Source organism: Propionispora sp. 2/2-37 (assembly GCF_001298735.1).
Taxonomy (GTDB): domain Bacteria; phylum Bacillota; class Negativicutes; order Propionisporales; family Propionisporaceae; genus Propionispora.
This window is the reverse complement of record NZ_CYSP01000017.1, coordinates 1-16,639: the sequence shown is the minus strand read 5'-3', so window position 1 is coordinate 16,639 and position 16,639 is coordinate 1. Positions and strand designations below refer to the sequence as shown.

Genomic DNA, 16,639 nt, shown 5'->3' with positions numbered 1-16,639 from the left:
TTAATTTTTTGCCCAGTGAATATATTGCTGGGTGTTTTTATTTTTGTACCTGCGCTAATCAACATATAATGAGGTTAAAAGTTAATGCCAGTATTAGAATTAGTAATGATACTAATGTCTTCATTAGGGAAAAAGCAATTTTTCCTTTTTGACGAAGAGGGACGTTGGTTTGTAGAAAAGTAGGAGGTAATATAGTGGATAATAGCCAAACAATTGATGAAGGGGTTAAGAATTCCAAGGATCGCATCCACCATATGATTTAGGGAAATTTTCAACGAAGAAACCGCTATTATCAGCAAGCGTTGCAAATAGATAGCGGCTTTTTGTTTCCTATATATTTGATTTCTCCCCACCACTTGTTGAACATGAAGTTGCAACCTATGCGCAAAAATATGAAAATAGGTTATAATGGAAAAGTGAGTAAGAAAAAGATACGGTAGAGTTTTATCAAGAATGCTGGCGGCATGTAAAGGCTGTGCTCCTTGAGATAGAAAAGAATTGGAGATAAAAATACATGGAAAAAATTCGAATGGCTATTGTCGGGCCTTCCGATTCGGTGTCCTTAGCCTACGCGGTAGCATTGGAACGAAGTGATATCTTATCGCCGCAGGGTATTGTCTATCAGGACGCAGCGCAAGTTCCGGAAATTATGCGGGCACGTTGTCCGGAATTTGATATGTGGTTATTTTCGGGTATTGTGCCATACCACTATGCGCTGTCTGTAGCCACACATAAGCCGCTGTTTTATCTTCCACATACCGGTTCCAGTTTATATCGGGCTTTGTTTGAAATCACGTATATTAAAAATTTGAAGCTGCGCAGGATTAGCTTTGATACATTTAGTCAGGCCGAGGTAGAAGAAACTTTTAAGGATATAAATCTACCGTTGCCTACCATATACGTTAAACCGTTTTCCGACGTGGCTTCGGCCAGGGAGTTTGCGAATCATCATTATGAACTATGGCAGGCAGGCAAGATCGATATTGCCGTCACTTGTTTTTTGACAACGTATGAAAAGCTAAAAGAATTAGGGGTGCCTGCTTTTCGTGTTTGGACGACGCGGAGCAATATTCGCACTACGTTGGATGTAGCAATAAATTCCTGCCTGGCACAACGCTTTAAAGGAAGTCAATTGGCAATACAAGAAATTGCGATTGATGAATACGACAATATAGTACGTGCCAGTTCAAGCTATAATGTAAAGCGCATGGAAATGTGTTTATACAAGATTTTAGTCGACTATGCTGAAATGTTGAAGGGGTCTCTCGTAAGCCGGGGCGATGGCCAGTATACTTTGTATTCTACGCGTGGCATACTGGAAGACAGTACCAATGAACTTACCGTTATCCCTATCCTGGAGGATATATCCTGCCAGGTAAAGGCGGCGGTTAGCGGCGGCATTGGTTTCGGTGTTACGGCCTATGATGCCGAGCAAAATGCATTTCATGCACTGGGCATTGCCCAGCAGAAAGGCAAAGGGTTATGGATGGCGGTAAACGATGAGCGGGAAGTGATCGGCCCCTTAAGCTCGGCAGTCCATCTTAAGTATTCCGTGCAGGCAGATGCTGCGGCCTGCAAACGGGTAGCTGATCAGCTAAACCTCAGCGTCACTACCGTAAACCGGTTGCTGGCAGTGATTGATAAGTTGGATACGGATACTGTCGGGGCAGAGGAATTAGCCGTCTATCTGAGCATTACGTCCCGCAGCGCCAGAAGAATTTTAACGATTTTGGTAGAGAATCGTTTGGCTGAATTGGCCGGCGAAGAGATGCTTGCTAAGGGACGACCGCGTAAGCTTTACAAAATCAATTTACAGCTACTCTTAGCGCATTTACATCATCAAGATGAATTCAGCTAAAATATATTGACAAGGGCCATAAAAGCAAGTATAGTATTACATAGCAACGGAGCTCTCGTATTTATACGAGGGCTTTTGTTTTAATACGAGTAAAAGCCCGTTTTTTAATTGCTATTTAAGGAAATGTCCGTAAATAGACTGAAAAGGAACGACGGCATGCTGTTTACTCTGTTTGTCTGATTTGCTAAAAAAGACGGAGGAGAAGGTCTGCAGAGATAAGGAGTAACAAAATTCATCGCGATAAGGGGAGAGGTGTTTGCTATGATGCTTACTATTGGTGTGATTTTGGTCATTATTACGATTTACTTTTTGGTCAAACGTTACGATGCACGCTTAGTGCTTTTAGTATCCGGTATTCTTATGGCCTGTGTGGCTGGCACCCCTATGGCCGCTTTGGACGCATTTGCAAAAGAAATGACAAATGCCGGCCTGATTCAAGCCGTATGTTCCGTTATGGGCTTTGCCATGGTTATGCGGTTTACCGAATGTGACAAACATCTGATCAATCTGTTGGCCAGTGGTTTGGGAAAAGTTCGCCCGCTGTTGATTCCCGGCGTAGTGGTTGCCACTTATGCGGTAAATGTAGCCTTGCCAAGTGCGGCAGGAACAGCGGCGGCAGCCGGCGCAATTTTTGTACCGCTGATGATGTCTGCCGGTGTGCATCCTGCCATTGCGGCAGCCGCGGTCAAGTGTGGTACATATGGTAGTATGCTTAATCCAGGTTTGGCACATAATCCGGTTGTTGCAAAAATTGCCGGCGTAGGGGTTATGGATGTAATTGCCTTTCAATTCAAAGCCAATATTGCGTCACTGATTGTTGCTGCGATTTTAATTACTGCTGTTGCCTACTATAAAAAAGAGCACAAGGGGTATCACGCGGAAGGTCTGGAAGCGGATAACGCCTTTAAAGTCAATCTGCTGTATGCCCTGATGCCGATGTTTCCGATTCTGCTTCTTCTTTTAGGGGCTACCTTGGTGCCCGCTTTAAAAACGGATGTGCCGCAGGCGATGATTATTGGTTGTGCACTGGCTCTTTTAGTGACCAGGAAAAATCCAATCAGACTTAGCAATGCCTTTTTTAATGGTATGGGTAAAGCCTACGGTGAAATAATCGGCATTATCATTGCGGCAGGGGTATTTGTATCTGGTTTGACGGCAATGGGGCTTGTCAAGGCCTTTATCGAAGCTATGCTCCATAATCCGGCCATTGTTAAGTTATGTGCCGCCGTCGGGCCTTTTATTCTGGGGTTTGTCGTCGGCTCCGGCGACGCGGCGACAATGGCCTTCAATCAGGCAGTTACGCCGCATGCGGCGGATTTTGGCATGGGAACCATTCAAATGGGCAGTATGGCTACCTTAGGTGGTACGCTTGGGCGTACGATGTCGCCGATTGCCGGCGCTACTATCATTGTAGCCGGTATTGCCGGCATTAATCCGATGGAAGTTACAAAACGTAACTGGTTACCGATGATGGGAGCTATGATTATCGGTATGGCTCTTTTGATGTATTAATAGTAGGAGAAAAGAGACTGTCTTCAATGGTTGCAAGTCTGTACACCGCACAGCGGTGTACAGCTTGCGTTTTCTTACCCCCTCAGAAGGTATATAGATTAGGGGGAGAAGAAAAATTACCTTACCGGACGTTTAAGATAGTTAAAATGAACTTATTGGACAAGGGAGAGTAACGCATGAATACGGATATTTTGGAGTTAGTGAAAAGAAAAAAGGAGAAGCTTGTCAATTGCCGCCGCGATTTACATAAACATGCAGAAACAGCTTGGACGGAGTTTCGTACAGCAGCGATTGTGGCTGAAACATTAACCCGCCTCGGCTATCAAGTGGCAGTGGGCGACGCGGTGATTGACGCTGAGGTTATGATGGGAGTACCTTCCGAGCAGAAATTGATCAACCATCAAAGAAGAGCGATCGCCCAGGGGGCTGATCCAAACTGGGTAGGCAGAATGCAGGGCGGTAAAACCGGTGTAATGGGCGTGCTGCACTTCGCTGAGCCGGGACCTGTTGTAGCCTTCCGCTTTGATATGGATGCAAATGATGTAGCGGAAGCTACGCTGGCGGAACATAGGCCTTGGCGTGAAGGGTTTGCTTCTGTCAATGCGGGCGCGATGCATGCCTGCGGGCATGATGGTCATACCGCGATCGGCTTAACCCTGGCAGAAGTATTAGCTGAAATGAAAAATGAACTTGCCGGAACGGTAAAGCTGATTTTTCAACCGGCCGAGGAAGGGGTACGAGGCGCGAAAGCGATGGTTGCGCGCGGCATTGTCGATGACGTGGATTTTTTTATTGGCATGCATTTGGGGATTGGGCTGAAGCAAAGAGGTACGATGACTTGTAACACGGTAGGCTTCCTGGCGACGACGAAACTGGATGCAGTCTATACCGGCGTTCCCGCGCATGCCGGCGCAGCGCCGGAAACCGGGCAAAATGCATTATTGGCGGCAGCTACGGCTGCTCTTAATCTGCACGCTATTTCCCGCCATAGCAAGGGGGCCTCGCGTATCAATGTCGGGGTCTTGCAGGCCGGAACCGGACGCAACGTCATTCCGGACAAGGCGGTATTGAAACTTGAGACACGCGGGACTACCAGCGAAATCAACGATTATATGTACCAGAGAGCGCTTAGAATCCTTGAGGCAGCCGCTGCCATGCATGAGGTTAAACTTGTGGTGTTGCCAATGGGCGGTGCCGCTAACAGCGAAAATAGTCCTCTGCTTGTGGAGCGTTTGCAGCAGGTTGCTGAAAAAAGCAATTTGTTTGAAAGCATACTGCCGGAAGGAAACATCGGCGGAAGCGAAGATTGTACCTATTTCATGGAACGGGTACAGCAAAACGGAGGGCAGGTTGCTTATCTGATGATTGGCACCGAATTGGCGGCCGGGCATCATGATTCGCGGTTTGATTTTGAGGAAGAAAGCTTAGTTAGTGCGACCGCTTTGTTAGGTAAAGCCGCCGGTGAGCTTTTGCGTAAGAAATAGTTGACTATATTTAGTTAATGTGATAAATATCTATCAACCACGGTACGCACTTTACTGAAAATTCTTCAAGAGAATAAGGTTACGATATAGGCTTTTTTTATTTTACTCCAGTATAATATGAGTAAGACTAGCTGGAGGGGGTAAGAACTTGCAAGCAACTGATTTAGAAACACATATAATAAACATATTGAAAAATTTTGGTGATGTAATTTATGGATTTGCTTATGTTGGTGATATTGCTCCTAATAAAATCAGACATCTCCCATATGCAATAACAATTGGACTGCCTCTTTCGCCACCTATTGTGAATAATATTGTAGATGGACCTAATCAAGCTTATTATGATGAATATCTTAGCTTAAATGATAGACTTGATTTGATAACTGAGCAGCTAAAAATCGAAATAGAGGAGAGCGGATATCAGGCTTATGCCATACCCTCTTCAAAAAGAACTGACTTTGTCAATATCAGCGGTGAATTTCCTCATAAAGCAGCTGCCGTAAGGGGCGGGTTAGGATGGATAGGAAAAAGTTCTCTTTTAATAACAAGAAAATATGGCCCAAGAGTTAGATTGTCAACCTTGTTTACTGATACGCCACTTCAAACAAATGATATACTTGAGAAGAATCATTGTGGTAAATGTAAAAAATGTGTTGATGCATGCCCGGCGAGCGCTATTGTTGGTAACCTTTGGAGTGATGGGGTGCCAAGGAAATCCTTGATTGATGTCCAAAGATGCGACATATGGAAAATAAATAAATACCCACAATTTCATGGACATGTTTGTGGAATTTGTGTTGCAATTTGTCCTCATGGAAGTAAATTAACACGAGCAAAAAGTACAATTAATTCAGGGAGCCACTCAACTGCTGGTAGATGTACTGGGGAAAACTACCATTGTCGTGATCGATGAAGTAGATACCGATAACTGGGGGATAGGCGGGGAAACGGTTACTCACCTTTTTGAAAAGAATTTGAATATATTACTGCTTTAGATACTAGATTAAGGAAACTCCTGCTAAATTTTGTATTAATTTGGCAGGAGTTTTCGGCCAGAAAATATAAATAGTGTCAGTAATGCCGTCTATGGGACATATAGGAATATCAAAAAGTGTAATTGACCGGACAAATTGGGACAATGAACCTGTCCCCGTGTCCTTTATCCCCGTGTCCTTCTGATATGCTATTATCAGAGGTGATGGTGAATGGGAAGGTAAGCACGGCAATTAAGTAGTAGCGGCTTTTATCATGTAGTGTTTCGAGGAATTTTATATGGTAGAATAACAATATAACGGTTTATTGAAGGGGGAGAGCAGATTGCCTTATATATTGCTGGTATCTGCATTAGTCTTTGCTTTTCTCATTGCCATGTTTGCGGTTCAAAACAGCACTGTTGTTACGGTCAATCTATTAATGTGGAACATGGAATCATCACTTGTATTAGTTATCCTGGGTACGGCAATCGTGGGATTTTTATCTGCGTTAACGCTGCAGCTATTTGTACAGCTTAAACTTCGCTATCGGCTTCACAAGGCCCAAAGGCGAATCAGCCAGCTCGAAGCAGATCTGTCAAAGCACCAGGAACTGCCTCCTGAGGAGCCGGCTTTAAAACAAAGGGAAACCATACAGTCTTAGCTTGCCGGAAGGTTGCTTGAGATCTTAATCTCAGGTTGCCTTTTTTGTTGCTAAAAATAGAAATCTCATGGTAAGACCTGATTGTAACCATAGAAATTTTTCGAACAAAAAAATATGAATCCGATAAAGCAGAATGATGATGGCAGTATTTTAGTTAATTTGGGAGATATTTCCGTTTATCATCCATTATCAAATAATACTGGTATCATTGTATTTTTATATTGGCGATCCTTATGACGATATACATAAATAGAAAATCCGGTTGCAGTGCTTAATGTTGACGGACTAAAGGAAATTGACCTAAAAATAACGAAGCTTTGGTAGTAGAGATGACAAAACAGGACTTTCTATTTTGCTGGACATGGAATGGGGGATGTTGGAGTGGGCGGTAAGATATATATGTATTTAGTGAGGCATGGCGAAACTTATTTGAATCGTTACAAAAGAATGCAAGGATGGGCGGATAGTCCGCTGACGGAAGAAGGAAAAATTGTTGCAGTCGAATGCGGGAAGAAGTTATCGAATATCCGGTTTGATCGTGTGTATACAAGTGATTCGGGAAGAACTGTGGAAACTGCAGAATTGATCCTGGGTCAGAATAAGTACAGCAGTGACTTGCCTATTAATAAAACAAAAGCGTTTCGGGAGTCGTTTTTTGGGAGCTTTGAAGGGGAATATTCGGAAGTAGCCTGGGATAAGATTGCAAAACAGAACGGATGCGCCGATTTTAAGGAGTTGCTACTAAATCATAGCCCGGAAGAAGCAATGCGTTTCACCAAAGAGGCGGACCCGTTTCGCGATGCCGAGAATCATGCGGAACACTGGGCGCGCCTTGAAAAAGGCCTCAATGAGATTATTGCGCAAAATCGGGGAAATGACGAAAATGTGTTAGTTGTGACGCACGGCAATACAATAAGAAATCTTATACACAAGTTTTCAGAAGAGACTAACGTTCGTGTCGAAATCAAAAATTCCAGTGTTTCAATTATCGAGTATACTAACAGTGTGTTTAAAGTAATATCCTTTAATCAGTGAAGTAAAAAACAATCTGGTAATATGTATTAAGCCCATCTCCGAAAATATGCAATGGTTTGACTCTATTTGAGGGCAATGAGGGAGTATCATTGCTCTTTTCTGCACTGTTACCAGTGATACGGAGAACTGTATCATAGAGTGATAGGACATTCCCTTGTATTCATTGACCAATAATCAAATCAATTTTTGATGGGGACGATATTAATGTGTTGACTTATAAAAATAATTCAGACACTGTTGTCATTGTTCTTCATGAAATTTATGGAATTAATGATCATATAATGAATATATGTAATCAATTATCAAAGCGTAAATATGATATTATTGTTCCAAACTTGTTGCGTGACAGGATTAAGTTTAACTATGACCAAGAAGAGGCGGCATATAATTATTTTGTAGAGAACATTGGATTTGAAAGTGCGATGAAACAAATAAAGCAAATTTTGTACGATGTGAGACTGCAATATACAAAAATATACGTACTTGGATATAGCATAGGGGCCACCCTTGCTTGGTTGTGTAGTCAAACGAAGGTATGTGATTTAGTTGTTGGATTTTATGGCTCTAGAATCCGTGATTATCTTACAGTAATACCTCAATGTCCTGCTTTGTTATTGTTTCCAACTGAAGAAAAGGCTTTCGCGGTAGACGATTTAATTAAAAAACTAAGTGGAATTAAAGGTATCATTATAAAAAGGATAAATGGTAGACATGGTTTTGCAGACCCTTTTTCAAAAAATTATAATAATAAATCGGCTCTTATTGCAACTAAAGAGGTGTTATTTTTTGTCAAAGGGTCATTGACGAAATGAGGTAGCTTTTTCTATACATACTAATGTTGTGTTATGGATAGAACTCTATTATAGGGGTGATTTCGTGGACAAGAAACCAAACAGGTTAATAAAAATCACCGTATCTGATGCAGCATGCGTATAATCCTGGACGTGTCAAGGGGACGGAGTTATTGACAACCTATTTACCGTACCTGTTTTAAGTCGTCGGCAACCCGTCCCCTTGACACGCTCGTAGAAAAACTAAAATCGTCCTTCCGGTTTTCCGGCAGGATTTCCTGGATAATTACGGAATACAAGAAGAAAGCATTTATCCGGTTATTTCATACTTACGAGCATTAATAAAATGTCGTCGATCGGCAATAGCGTAAAAAACCTGGGAGATCGACGACAAACTGAATGATGCTTATGCTGGATTTTATGAATGGAAGGGCAACTTTTATTGTTTTTTGACATCTCACGAATGCAGATTTTCTGCGGCTAAAATGGGTTGATAGACTACCTATAAGGAATTGAAACATGTGTACCTGAAAGACAACCCCGGTATCATCCCCTACGTTGATAGACTACCTATAAGGAATTGAAACGAGCGTAGAGCGCACTGCTTTGCAGCAATTAGTGTCAGTTGATAGACTACCTATAAGGAATTGAAACCGACATAGCCAAAATAAGTGTATCTCTATATAACCGGTTGATAGACTACCTATAAGGAATTGAAACCTAGTTTGCCGCTTCGCATATCCATCCAGGCCGTTACCGTTGATAGACTACCTATAAGGAATTGAAACCTAAATGAGGCCATTTCCCGGGATGCGACTGATTTGTTGATAGACTACCTATAAGGAATTGAAACAAGGTGGTTTCTTTTCAGGATATTTCACTACATTAGTTGATAGACTACCTATAAGGAATTGAAACTAGGGACGGTGCTGCGTCTTGGCTAATGTGATGATCGTTGATAGACTACCTATAAGGAATTGAAACATGACACGGTCCCCGATCCACTTTCTAAGCCGGGGGAGTTGATAGACTACCTATAAGGAATTGAAACTGTGCTAACACAAACCGAAGCCCCCGCCTGCCTCATTGGTTGATAGACTACCTATAAGGAATTGAAACTTATTCAGGATGCAAAGGAAACCGGCGTACCGGTCGGTTGATAGACTACCTATAAGGAATTGAAACCAGGCCAAAGCCTTTTGGAATCTGGTGGTATTGACGTTGATAGACTACCTATAAGGAATTGAAACTCGTTTTGGGGCTGTCCGCTTATATAAAGGCTAATCACTTTAAAAAAGATATACAAAACCTTAGAATATAAAAAATATCTTTCTATCTTGATTTCATCGTTTATAAGGATTTTCTAATATACTCTACGGTTCGTTTATTGATAGTGATTGAAATATAATTTAAACTTAATTCTGGGGATGGTGAATTGACTAATTTAGCTAGAGATTATCAAAAATACATTTCCTTATTAACGAAATGGTCTGAAGGGTGGATAAGATGAAAATAACAGCATTTAATGGAAGTCCTCGCGCAGCTCAAAGTAACACGCATATTATTGTACAAAAGTTTTTGGATGGTGCGAAATCTGCTGGGGCTGGGGTAGATAATGTTTTTCTTATTGATAAAAATATTAGCCATTGTAGCGGGTGTTTTTCATGCTGGTTCAAAACACCTGGACAATGTGTCTTTACTGATGACATGAAAGAACTAATAGAGAAATATGTGACCTCCGATATAATTTGTTTAGCAACGCCGGTGTACACTTGGAATATGACGGCTGCTTTGAAAAATTTTGTGGATCGTCTTGTACCTTTGAGAAGCCCTATCGTGAATCAATCAAATGGTAATTATGATATGCAGGAAAGAATAAAATTCCCTGATGTAGTTGTTATTTCAACCTGTGGATTTCCAGGTGAAAATAACTTTGAAACCATTAAACAGGTTTTTAAGTCAGCAAATCCGGTGTTAGAGATATATAGAAATAGCGGTAATTTACTTAAAACCGCCGACTCCAAAATAAAAGTTATAGTAGATGAATATTTGAAATATGTAACGAAAGCTGGTTTCGAAATTGTTAAAGATGGTAAAGTATCCAGCAATATAAAAACTAAACTTCAAATGGAACTAATTAACCCTGAAGAATATGTAGAAAAGATAAATACAAGGGCTGGTAATTCCGGTTAAGAGATTTAAAAAGCTAATACAACCCAAAAGTGTTAACATTAAATTTTGTGTTTAAATGAGATAAATAAAACTAAAAAAGGAAGACTGGCAAATCAGCATAAGAACTCCCCGTTTCGGTCGTGGCCGGACGGGGAGTTTTATTTACAAAGAACGAGTTTTTACTATACTGAAACAAACGTGTTTCATGGAGGGATACCGTGGCATGTTATGGAGTAAAACTGCGATACCGTGATAAATACTAGTTTTAAGGGAGCGGGTAGTGACATGTTCTGGTACAATTAAATGGCATGTACTAGAACAAGAAAATACCTGCGAAGCCAGTAAAATCAAGGTGTTCTACTTTTGACATGACAATGATGCCACGTCATAGAAAAATAGTTTAAGAAATATAGTAGAAAAGCTCAAATCACTTGTAAAATTGCCAGTGATTTGAGCCTTTATTGTTTTTATCTAAAATTCTTTATTTATCCCTTTTCGGATTGCTACTTAACCCAACCAAGTAATCCAATGAGACATCATAATATTCCGCTAATGCAGTAGCCATCTCAAGAGAGGGAGTGCGCTCGCCTTTTTCCCAATGGCTTACTGTTTGTTTAGTGACATTAAATTTTGCGCCTACATGTTCGAGTTTTAAATTATTCGATAACCGAAGGTCTTTTAATTTTTGGCCCAAAATTTCTCGTGAAAACATAAATATACTCCTTGACAGTCAACGTAAAGTTGACTAAAATAAAGAATGTAAGTCAACTTTACGTTGACAAAATGAGTTGTTAAAGGGAGGTGATGCCAATCAACCCGCAATCCCAAAAATCACGAAAGCGAGGTGACAAAAGCCCAAGCAGTATCGTCAGCCTGCAAGCGGGATACTGCCCGGTTCGTTGTGCCCAAAATGAGGCACACAACAACATAAAAACACATTTTTATTATAGCCTATCTGGCAAAATTCGTAAACTGTTCTGTAGTATCCTTTAGGTATCCTTCGCACTCGTTTGTAGGTAAGTAAAATTTGAAGGAGGATTTCCATGGACTTTTTTGTTGCGACAGGGGAGAGCTTTATCAAGCTCATCAATACCGGCGGGGCGACGCTGGTCGGCATGATCACCGGGATTTTACCGGCAGCCTTGATCGCCCTGACCATTATGAACACCATCATTGCCCTGGTAGGGCAGGACCGGATCGAGGGGTTTGCCCAGCGGCTGGCCGGGAAGCGGATTCTGATCCGCTATTTGTTCCTGCCGTACCTGTCCGCGTTTTTCTTTTCCAATCCCACCGCTTTTCTCATGGGGCGATTTCTGCCGGAGCGTTATAAACCCGGTTACTATGAGGCGGTGAACTGCAGCACCATGGCGCCGCTGATGTGCTTCTTTCCCCATGTCAACCCCGCCGAGCTGTATGCCTGGCTGGGGGTGGCCGATGGCATCATCAAGCTGGGGCTGCCCATCGGGCCGCTGGCGGTCAGTGTCTTTTTCCTGGCGATGGTTACCACCACCCTTAAGGCGTTTGTGGTCGAGAAGATCGCCCATGCTTTGGCCAAAAAGAAGGGCATTGACTGGGACAAGCTGGAGGCCAGAAAACTGGGTGGGGCCGTCGAGGAACCTTTGCTGTAAAGTTACCATAAATCAATAGAGGGGGATCTCACTATGGATCAGCCAATTGTTTGCATTTCCCCCGGTCCGCGCGGCTGGGGCATACCCCTGGAAGTCAGTATCAGTGATAAACGCCGGAAGATCGTGTGCATTGCCGGCGGCGGGATTCATCCGGTAGCCAAGCGGATCGCCGAGCTGTCCGGCGGGGAAGCGGTGGATGGTTTTACCACCATTGTCCCCGATGCCGAAACGGCCTGCGTGGTCGTCAATTGCGGCGGCACCTTGCGGTTGGGGTTGTTCCCCAAGAAGGGGCTTAAGACCGTGAACATCAACCCGGTCAGTCCGTCAGGGCCGTTTGCCGCTTTCATCAAGCCCGGTATTTATGTATCGGCAGTCGGGCTGGCGCAGATTCAAGTCAAAAAGGAGGAATCCCCATGAGCCACAACTTCATTCTTGCTTTGTCTTCCGGCATTGGCCGGGTGGTCAGTACATTCGTCCAGGCCGGGCGGGAGTCGGTCAAACTGATGCTCAGTACCGTGCTGCCGTTTATGGTTTTCGTCAGCGCCATTGTCGGCATCATTATGGGCAGCGGCCTCGGCCAGCGGATTGCCGACGGGCTGGCCGCTCTGGCCGGAAATCCCTGGGGGCTGCTGGCGCTGGGGATGGTGTCGGCCATTCCGGTACTGTCGCCTATCCTGGGGCCGGGGGCTGTCATCCCGCAGACCATCGGCGTACTGGTCGGGACACTCATTGCCGGCGGCAAGATTCCGCCGCACCTGGCGTTGCCGGCCTTGTTTGCCATTCACCAGCCGGTGGGGGCCGACTTTATCCCGGTGGGCTTAAGTCTGACCGAAGCCGAGCCGGAAACCGCCGAAGTCGGCGTCCCGGCGGTACTGTACGCCAAGTTCCTGGTGGCACCGGTGGAAGTGGGAGCCGCGCTGGCGGTCAGCTTCTTTATCTATCAATAGGGGGGCTGAGCATGGACATCTATCGGACCACCATTCAAGCCATCGGACCCAAGGGATTAGACTTTCTCAAAGGGGATTTGTTGATCACCTTTTATCCGCAGGCCCCGGCGGATTTGCGGGACTACTGCCTGATTCTTACCCCTGCGGTCCTGCTATCGGACATTCAAGCGGGAGATTCCCTGTTGCTGGGCGGGCAGAGCTATCCCATTACCGCCGTTGGTTCCGCCGCCAGTGAGAATCTGCAAAAGCTAGGGCACATCTCGCTGCGTTTTGACGGGGCCATAGCGACCAACTGGGCAGGCAGCGTCCATTTGTGCGGAGGGGCGCCGCAAACGGTGACAGTGGGCGAGACACTGGCTATCCGGCGGGAGGGGAAATAGAGAAGGCATGGACAGTCTGAGACTGGAAGCCCTGCTGGTTTATCTCTTTATCCTCATACTCCTGCAAAGCCTGCTCGGCATCTACCAGCTCAAGAAGATCACCCGGACACTCTGTCGTCTGCAAAAGCTTGGTGTCTGCGGCTGCGGTACGGCCCGCCACTGGACCGGCTGGCGGGTGTATTACCTAATCATTGCCGATCCGGCAGGCCGTATCCGCAGCGCCTACCGGTTAAAAGGCATCAGCCTCGGAACGGATTTTGCCCCGGACCGGAAGCTGGCCTTTCAGCAGATTGACGAACTGTTAGCCTGCTATGCACCCGAAGAACGGCTGACCCTTAAGGAGACCGCGCAACTTCGCGCCGCCGAAGACATCCGCCGCAAACTGACCGTGCTGGAAGGAGCACGGCGCGGTTCCACGCCAAAATGAAAAGGAGAAAAAAGAAAGATCATGAATAATGAAAACTATCCAGTCACCTATGGCAGAAACCTGTTAACCCCGCTGATCGACAGCAAGCCCGGCTGGCTGATTGTCACCGACCCCGTCATCTGGGAAAAGCTGAAGGGACAGGTGAAGCAAGAACATATCCGGGTTTATTTCGTCAAAACCATGGATAAACAAACCATGATGGAAGAAGTAAAAACCATAACGGGCTTTACCCAGGTGCTGGGCCTGGGTGGCGGCATGGCCGCCGACGCCGCTAAGCTTTGGGCGGCTGCTCAGCAAACACCCCTGTATCAACTGCCCACTGCTTTATCCGTGAATGCTTTTCTTTGCTACAAGGCTGCCGTCCGTTATGACCATGTCGTCAAATATGAAGGCGATATCCTGCCCCGGGAAATCCTGATCGATTTTGATATCCTGGAGCAGGCGCCCCGGCACCTGAACCTGTCCGGCGTAGGCGATCTCTTAAGCTGCCTGACCGCCAGCTATGACTGGAAAATAAATGCCCTGATTACCAAATCTCATGCCTTCGATCAGCGCATTTATGATGAGACCCAGGAGATGCTGTCCCTGTTAGCCGAATACCTGGACGATATTGTCAAGAATAACGAAACCGGCCTCCGGTTTATCGTCCGGGCCTATAAAGGCATTGCCGAACACAGCTACCGGATGCGCCACACCATGTGGGAAGACGGTTCGGAACACAATTTCTTTATGAACCTGGAACGAATCACCGGGAAAAAATTCCTGCACGGCCAGGCCGTCTGCCTCGGTGTTTATTTCCTGTCTGCCTTTCAGGACAACCAGCACGAACGGGCCGTGTCGCTCATTAAACGCTCGCAGCTTGCTATTACGCCTCAGGCCCTGAACGTCAGCCTTGACGACATTCGGCAGGCTCTGCTAACCCTGAACCGGTTTGTCCGGGAACAACACATCCGCTACTCCATCTGCAACGCTAAGGAGGTTACACCTGAATGGGTGGAAGCCATCCTGGCAAAGTACCAACGGGATTTCCCCGCCGCATAACCCCCGATTACCCAAATAACAGGCAGGCGGCAGGGCTGCCTGCCCCATCAAGAGGAGTGAGAACCGTCAGTGAATATCATAGTAACCGAGTCCTATGAAGAAACCTGCCGGGAAGCCGCCGGTCAGATGATTGCCGCCATACAGGCCAATCCCCAGGCCTGCCTTGGCCTGGCTACCGGCGGCACGGCTCAGGGTGTTTATCCTTATCTGATTCAGGCATATCATCAGCAAACGGTTAGTTTTAAGGATGTCAAAACCGTCAACCTGGATGAGTATATCGGCTTGAAGCCCGATCATCCGCAAAGTTACCGCAGATACATGGACAATCATTTTTTTGACCATGTCGATGTCAGCCCGCTCAACACCTACGTGCCTTCCGGCTGTCATATGCTGCAGCAGGAGATGGCTATTTTTGCCGGGATCCTGGACGTCTGGAAACGGGACATACAGCTTTTAGGTGTAGGGATTAACGGGCATATCGGTTTTAACGAGCCGGGGGAGGTACTGCATGCCAGGGTACATATGGCAGAACTGGCCGAAGCGACTATCAAGGCCAACGCCCGTTTTTTCGCCAGTGAAGAGGACGTACCGAAGACCGCGATCACGATGGGGGTTGGCGACATCCTGCATGCCGGGAAGATTGTGGTGATTGCCACCGGCAGCCAGAAGGCCGGCGCCCTGCAAAAGCTGTTAAACGATGATGAAGTCACTACCCGGATGCCCTGTACATTGCTGAAGCTGCACCGGGATGTCACGGTGATTCTTGACCGGGAACTGGCCCAACAGGTGGGATATAACCGTCCGGTTAGTTAAGTGAGTCAGCGAATAGAGCGGGCCTTTGTGTAAGTCTGGTTCTCCCAAGAATACGTATTGTTAAGAAGCAAAGAGAGACGGAGTTAGGTCTTGAAAGAAAAGACAAAACTGCCGTCTCTTTGCCTATAAACAGTTAGCGCAAGGCTATTAAACCGAAAGAACTGGAATAACTAAGTGGGAAAGTAAGGGAGCGGGAGAACTGTCACTGTTTGCTAAGAAGTGATGTAGTAAGCAATCGATCCTGATTTTGATATTCGCAAGATACTGGGTTGCACTTTCAATGATATGATGGTATCTTTAAGAAGAAATAGAAAAAACAGGATGAATTGTTCTATTCTGAATGATAAAGCGCTTTTGGGAAAAAACGTTTTGCCTTTAATCCGTTTGTCGTCGACCTCCAGTAGTGTAAAAACACCGGGAGATCGACGACAAACCGGCCGTTAATTTCAAAGCCGGCCAGATAGGGCTTTACGGCATATTTGATGAGTCAGAATTGTTTGGTTTATCCTGTGCTTTTTTTGGTGAAAAACGAATAATGTCTTGATTTATTAGGCGTTTGATGGGTTGATAGACTACCTATAAGGAATTGAAACCTGTGTCTTTTTCTTCTTTTTCCCCGGCCCCGCTGTACGTTGATAGACTACCTATAAGGAATTGAAACCACCCTTTACAGCGTCAAGCATGGATGCTATTTCTCTGGTTGATAGACTACCTATAAGGAATTGAAACATACCTTCATCTATCTTTTTGTATAGTGCTTGCCTAGTTGATAGACTACCTATAAGGAATTGAAACAGGCAGTATTCAGGCTTCGCTTGGGGAGATAGTTTCGTTGATAGACTACCTATAAGGAATTGAAACCCCTTTCCGTGTTCATGGTTAATATGGCATTGTCCGTACCGTTGATAGACTACCT

17 protein-coding genes and 2 CRISPR repeat arrays are annotated in these 16,639 nt (G+C 45.1%); of the genes, 16 read left to right on the top strand and 1 reads right to left on the bottom strand.

All coding sequences use genetic code 11. The annotated features are described in order from the left end of the window. Positions 1–514: 514 nt before the first annotated feature. The 9 genes from P22_RS16410 to P22_RS16375 all read left to right on the top strand — a co-directional run bounded on the left by P22_RS16410 (position 515) and on the right by P22_RS16375 (position 10,508). Positions 515–1,858: a hypothetical protein gene (locus tag P22_RS16410; protein ID WP_054261315.1), complete on the top strand. Its 1,344-nt coding sequence runs from the start codon at positions 515–517 to the stop codon at positions 1,856–1,858. Between the two features lie 261 nt (positions 1,859–2,119). After that, positions 2,120–3,370 carry a C4-dicarboxylate transporter DcuC gene (dcuC, locus tag P22_RS16405; RefSeq protein WP_054261314.1) on the top strand — a complete coding sequence of 417 codons (1,251 nt, stop codon included), beginning with the start codon at positions 2,120–2,122 and terminating at the stop codon, positions 3,368–3,370. Between the two features lie 176 nt (positions 3,371–3,546). After that, on the top strand, positions 3,547–4,854 hold the full coding sequence (locus P22_RS16400; protein WP_054261313.1) for an amidohydrolase: 1,308 nt from the start codon (positions 3,547–3,549) through the stop codon (positions 4,852–4,854). A gap of 148 nt (positions 4,855–5,002) precedes the next feature. Next, on the top strand, positions 5,003–5,767 hold the full coding sequence (locus tag P22_RS16395) for a 4Fe-4S double cluster binding domain-containing protein (protein ID WP_082378536.1): 765 nt from the start codon (positions 5,003–5,005) through the stop codon (positions 5,765–5,767). Beyond that, positions 5,703–5,849, top strand: a complete 147-nt coding sequence (locus P22_RS20150; RefSeq protein ID WP_082378535.1) for a tautomerase family protein — start codon at positions 5,703–5,705, stop codon at positions 5,847–5,849. The genes P22_RS16395 and P22_RS20150 overlap by 65 nt, the downstream gene beginning before the upstream one ends. Positions 5,850–6,171: 322 nt before the next feature. Then, positions 6,172–6,489, top strand: a complete 318-nt coding sequence (locus P22_RS16390; protein WP_054261312.1) for a LapA family protein — start codon at positions 6,172–6,174, stop codon at positions 6,487–6,489. A 381-nt stretch (positions 6,490–6,870) separates the two neighbouring features. Continuing rightward, complete coding sequence (locus P22_RS16385) at positions 6,871–7,524, top strand: histidine phosphatase family protein (RefSeq protein ID WP_216598099.1); 654 nt, start codon at positions 6,871–6,873, stop codon at positions 7,522–7,524. A gap of 206 nt (positions 7,525–7,730) precedes the next feature. After that, positions 7,731–8,336: a dienelactone hydrolase family protein gene (locus tag P22_RS16380; RefSeq protein ID WP_054261310.1), complete on the top strand. Its 606-nt coding sequence runs from the start codon at positions 7,731–7,733 to the stop codon at positions 8,334–8,336. A gap of 468 nt (positions 8,337–8,804) precedes the next feature. Next, positions 8,805–9,565: a CRISPR direct-repeat array (repeat unit 30 nt; unit sequence GTTGATAGACTACCTATAAGGAATTGAAAC). 256 nt (positions 9,566–9,821) lie between these two features. Next, positions 9,822–10,508 carry a flavodoxin family protein gene (locus P22_RS16375; RefSeq protein ID WP_054261309.1) on the top strand — a complete coding sequence of 229 codons (687 nt, stop codon included), beginning with the start codon at positions 9,822–9,824 and terminating at the stop codon, positions 10,506–10,508. Positions 10,509–10,968: 460 nt separating this feature from the next. Here P22_RS16375 and P22_RS16370 read toward each other — a convergent pair whose 3' ends face one another. Then, a complete protein-coding gene (locus P22_RS16370; RefSeq protein WP_054261308.1) occupies positions 10,969–11,199 on the bottom strand; it encodes a helix-turn-helix domain-containing protein in 231 nt (76 codons plus the stop codon). 331 nt (positions 11,200–11,530) lie between these two features. On the opposite strand from P22_RS16370, the gene srlA reads away from it, so the two are divergent. From srlA to nagB, 7 genes are all read left to right on the top strand, one after another. Continuing rightward, positions 11,531–12,115 carry a PTS glucitol/sorbitol transporter subunit IIC gene (gene srlA / locus P22_RS16365; protein WP_054261307.1) on the top strand — a complete coding sequence of 195 codons (585 nt, stop codon included), beginning with the start codon at positions 11,531–11,533 and terminating at the stop codon, positions 12,113–12,115. A gap of 33 nt (positions 12,116–12,148) precedes the next feature. Beyond that, positions 12,149–12,532, top strand: coding sequence for a PTS sorbitol transporter (locus P22_RS21520; protein WP_054261306.1), 384 nt, complete (start codon positions 12,149–12,151; stop codon positions 12,530–12,532). After that, a complete protein-coding gene (locus P22_RS21515) occupies positions 12,529–13,062 on the top strand; it encodes a PTS glucitol/sorbitol transporter subunit IIB (protein WP_054261305.1) in 534 nt (177 codons plus the stop codon). The genes P22_RS21520 and P22_RS21515 overlap by 4 nt, the downstream gene beginning before the upstream one ends. Positions 13,063–13,073: 11 nt before the next feature. Continuing rightward, positions 13,074–13,442 (top strand): PTS glucitol/sorbitol transporter subunit IIA, encoded by a 369-nt coding sequence (locus tag P22_RS16350; protein ID WP_054261304.1) that lies wholly within the window; start codon positions 13,074–13,076, stop codon positions 13,440–13,442. 7 nt (positions 13,443–13,449) lie between these two features. Then, complete coding sequence (locus P22_RS16345) at positions 13,450–13,869, top strand: transcriptional regulator GutM (RefSeq protein WP_054261303.1); 420 nt, start codon at positions 13,450–13,452, stop codon at positions 13,867–13,869. A 21-nt stretch (positions 13,870–13,890) separates the two neighbouring features. Further along, entirely contained in the window at positions 13,891–14,910 is a 1,020-nt protein-coding gene (locus P22_RS16340) for an iron-containing alcohol dehydrogenase (protein ID WP_054261302.1), read from the top strand. A 69-nt stretch (positions 14,911–14,979) separates the two neighbouring features. Next, entirely contained in the window at positions 14,980–15,723 is a 744-nt protein-coding gene (gene nagB, locus P22_RS16335) for a glucosamine-6-phosphate deaminase (protein WP_054261301.1), read from the top strand. 563 nt (positions 15,724–16,286) lie between these two features. Further along, positions 16,287–16,584: direct repeats of the CRISPR family, unit length 30 nt; unit sequence GTTGATAGACTACCTATAAGGAATTGAAAC. Positions 16,585–16,639 lie beyond the last annotated feature (55 nt).